General features: G+C 72.7%; 2 protein-coding genes and 2 pseudogenes. 1 reads left to right on the top strand and 3 read right to left on the bottom strand.

Features of this window, described 5'->3' with window-relative positions:
• Positions 1-191: 191 nt before the first annotated feature.
• Positions 192-1702, bottom strand: a pseudogene (locus tag GJ633_RS14805) (DUF1743 domain-containing protein).
• A 156-nt stretch (positions 1703-1858) separates the two neighbouring features.
• Here GJ633_RS14805 and GJ633_RS14800 point away from each other — a divergent pair.
• A complete protein-coding gene (locus GJ633_RS14800; RefSeq protein WP_156589424.1) occupies positions 1859-2830 on the top strand; it encodes a transcriptional regulator in 972 nt (323 codons plus the stop codon).
• A gap of 25 nt (positions 2831-2855) precedes the next feature.
• On the opposite strand, the gene GJ633_RS14795 is transcribed toward GJ633_RS14800, so the two are convergent.
• A complete protein-coding gene (locus GJ633_RS14795) occupies positions 2856-3209 on the bottom strand; it encodes a hypothetical protein (RefSeq protein ID WP_156589423.1) in 354 nt (117 codons plus the stop codon).
• Positions 3206-3906: pseudogene (locus GJ633_RS17310) on the bottom strand (hypothetical protein); the annotation flags it as partial. The gene GJ633_RS14795 and the pseudogene GJ633_RS17310, both read right to left, overlap by 4 nt.

Raw genomic sequence — 3906 nt, 5'->3', positions numbered from 1 at the left:
CGCACAGCCCCGCACCTCACGCCTCCCCCAGCCTCGTCGGCCGTCCTCCGCTACGCTCCGGACGGCCGACTCCCTCGCGGTCGGCTCGCGCCGCTCCGCGGCGCTCACCGGCACGCCACCGCACAGCCCTGTTCACTCATAAACAATCGTCGCCGTCGCGGTCGCCGTCACTGCGATCGTTCGGTACTTCGCTACCGCTCGGGATGGATCGGCCCGTCGAACCCGCCGCGGACCAGCGGCTTCGCGACGTGACGCCGGGCGCTCGGCGGCACCTCGTACCAGCCGCGTTCGATAGCTCGGCCGACCACGCGCTCGACCTTCCCGGAGGCGTCGGTGCCGCAGTCGCGACAGCGGTAGCCCTGACCGCGGCCTGCCGAGGACATCGACCGTTCGCAGTCGGGACAGGTCGGGACGGCCCGCTCCGTGCGGACGAGGCCGCGGACGGCGAACTTCTCCAGCTTCAGCGTCCCCGCCTCCTCGGCCCGGTCGGGGAGCGCTCGTCGCTCGTGCTCGCCACAGACCGTCACGCGGTCGCCCGGGCGGAGCGCGCGGACCCGGTCGCGGAACCGTCCGGTGGGCTTGAACGCGAGACACCGGAGCCGACCGACCCCGTCGTCGCCTCCGCCGGCTTCGACGGCGGCGCTCCGGGACGCGTCGGCGACGTCGCCTTCGCCGGCCTCGGCGACGTCGAGGTGGACGTGTCCTCCGCGCTTGGTCACCGGGTCGCTCGCGACTACCCCGTCGACCCGGTATCCGGCGCCGTCGCGGAGGTCGCCGATGGATCCCGGCGCGAGGTGCGCGTCGGTGCCCTGGTTGGTCAGGAACGTCGCGGCGCGCGCGACCGGTTCGCTCTCGATCGCCTCGGCGACCGCCCGGCACGCCCCCGCGTCGTCGCCGCGGATCCCGTGGAGGATCGGCCCGGGGGCGTTGGGGACGCAGACGACCTCGCCGGTCCCGCGGTCCACGGTGTCCCAGACGGTCGGGTACGCCTCGTCGGCGGCGGCGAAGACGCTCTCGGCGTCGACCTCGCGGGGGGTCCCGCATCGGTCGAGGTCTCGGTAGGAGATCCGCTCGACGGTCCAGTCGTCGAAGGTCGCCGCGCGCCGACCGCCGCCAGCGCGCCGATCCGACCGCGGCCTTCGACCGCGTCGACGGGCGGGCCGTTCGGCTCACCGTCCTCCTCCCTCAGCTCACCTTCCTCCCCCCTCGGTGCGCCGCCCTCCCCGAAGGCGGCGTGGCGGAAGCCGTGCGACTCCGCGAGCGCGAGCGCCTCGTCGAGTCCGAGTCGGTGCCGGAGCGCGCGCCGGGCGAAGTCGGCGACGTCGGCGGGGATCGTCGCGGTCGCGTCGCCCGCCGTCTGCTCTCCGTCGACCGCCGTCGCGTCTCCCTCCATCGGATCCAATCCGTCGATGTCGGCGACGACGAGGCCGGGCGACGTGCGGGGATCCTCGACGGCGGCGAACTCGCGGACGGTCGCCGCCGCCCGGTCGAACGCGGCCGCGGCGTCGACGCCGTCGACGTGGAGCGCGACGGCGGCGTTCCCCCGCGTCTTGTGTCGCACCGCCGGGTTGAGCCGAATCAGGAGTCGCCGGCGGACGCGGCCCCCGGCCGCCTCGAGGCGCTCCGCGAGCCGCGCGCCGACGTAGGTCGTGCACATCCCGCGCTCGCGGGAGTCCGTGTCGTCGACGGCGACGATTGGCATACGCGCCCTTGCGCGGTCCCGAACAAGCCGCTTTCGGGGACGAGACGGTATATAACGCTGTCGGCGATCAGAGGCGAAAAACCGCCCGCAGGCGGCTCCCTCCGCCCGGACCGGATCGACACAACGCATATATACGGCGAGCCGCTTGTTTCGGGTATGTCCCGGACTGCGCTCATCGGGAACGTCACCGCGATGCTGGAGGACGCAGGGTTCCTCGTCAGCGACCGGTGTGCGGTCCGGCCAAAGAGCTTCGACGTCGCGGCCCGCCGCGGCGAGGACCTCGTTCTCTTGAAGATCCTCGGTAACGTGGACGCGCTGGACGCGGAGACCGGCGCCGAGATGCGGCGCCTCGGGGAGTACCTGCAGGCCACCCCGATCGTGATCGGGATCCGGACCAGAGACGAGGAGCTGAAACCGGGCGTGGTCTACTTCCGGCACGGCGTCCCGGTGATCAACCCCGACACCGGCTACGACCTGTTCGTCGAGGAGATGCCGCCGCTCATCTACGCGGCCCCCGGCGGGCTGTACGTCAGCCTCGACGGGGACCTCCTCGCGGACGAGCGCGAGGAGCGCGGCTGGTCGCTCGGGCGGCTCGCGAACGAGCTCGGCGTCTCCCGCCGGACGGTCTCGAAGTACGAGGACGGGATGAACGCCTCCATCGAGGTCGCGATCCAGCTCGAGGAGCTGTTCGACGAGCCGTTCTCCAGCCCGGTGAACGTGCTCGACGGCGCCGAGGACGTGCGCGACGCCGAGCCGACGCCGTCGGCGCCCGACGCGGACCCGGACGACGAGTTCGTCGTCCACGTGCTCACGCGGGCGGGCTTCACCGTCCACCCGACGGCCCGCGCCCCGTTCAAGGCCGTCTCCGAGGACGAGGACAGCGCCGTGGCCCGCGTGCTCACCGGCCACTCCGCGTTCACGCCGGCCGCCGAGAAGCGCGCCCGCATCATGTCCTCCATCGGCGAGGTCGCTCGCACGCGGTCGGTGTACTTCACGGAGGAGGACGAGGGGCGCGAGGCGGTCGACGGCACCGCGCTCGTCTCCCGCGAGGAGCTCACCGACATCACCGACCCCGAGGAGATCCGCGAGCTGATCCGGGACCGCGCCGAGGAACCGACCGAGGCCTGACGCGTCGCGCTCGACCCAGTTCCGGTCAGCGTCCCAGCAGTCGACTGAAGAACCCGCCCCCGCCGTCGTCTTCGTCCTCCTCCTCGTCTTCGTCCTCCTCCGTATCGTCGCCGTCGGCGAGCGCGCTCCCGACCGTTCCGGTGTCGTCGTCGCGGAACGGGACGCTTCCCGCCAGCTCGTCGTCTTCCTCGGTTTCGTCGCTTTCCTCGGTTTCGTCACCTTCCTCGGTTTCGTCGCCTTCCTCGGACGCGCTGGCCTCCCCGTCGTCGGTGGTGTCTGGACTGCCGTCGTCGGCGTCGGGACCGTCGTCGGAACCGTCGTCCGAATCGGTCGATTCGTCGAACTCTTCCGTCGTGTCGCGGTCTGCCTCCTCGATCATCCCCGCCAGGTCGTCGCCGTCGACGCGATCCTCGCCGACGGTCTGCGTGGTCGCGTCGGCACTCGGTTTGTCGCCGCTCGGTTCGTCGGTGCTCTCTGCGTCGGCCACGATCCCGCCCTCGTCGGAATCTCCGGTCGACGGCTCCGTCTCGGCCGTCGCCGCCACCTCGTCCGACTCCACGGCGTCGTCTGCGGCGTCGGATTCGGTGACTGCGTCGCGTTCGGCTTCGCTCCCGGTCGGCTCCGCCGTATCACCCCTCTCGCCGTCCGCGTCGTCTTCGGCCGCGGCGTCTGCGAGACCGGGACCTCGACCGCGGTGCCGGTCAGGGCGCGCGTGAGGTCGCGGTAGGCGCGCGTCGCGAGGGAGTCGGGCGCGAACGTCGGGAGGGGCTCGTTCGCCGCCACCGCTCGCTGCACCGCGTCGTCCTCGGGAATCGCGGCGAGCACGGCGGTATCGAGTACGTCGCCGACGGCGTCGGGTGAGACACCGGTCCCGTCGTCCCCTTCGCTCGCGTCACCGCCCTCGCCCGTGTCGGCCTCCTCGCTCGCGCCCGCCCACGCCCGCACCTCGCCTGGGGGAACGCGGGTGATCGCGGCGCCGGCCACCGAGCCGCCGAGCCGTTCGGCCAGCTGTCTGGTCTTCTCGGTGTCGCCGAGCGCGCTCCGCTCCGCGGTGGAGACGAGCAGCGTCGCGTCCG

The organism is Halorubrum sp. CBA1125 (assembly GCF_009742825.1).
Taxonomy (GTDB): domain Archaea; phylum Halobacteriota; class Halobacteria; order Halobacteriales; family Haloferacaceae; genus Halorubrum.
The sequence above is the reverse complement of the archived record's forward strand: the minus strand, read 5'-3'. Positions and strand labels throughout refer to the sequence as shown.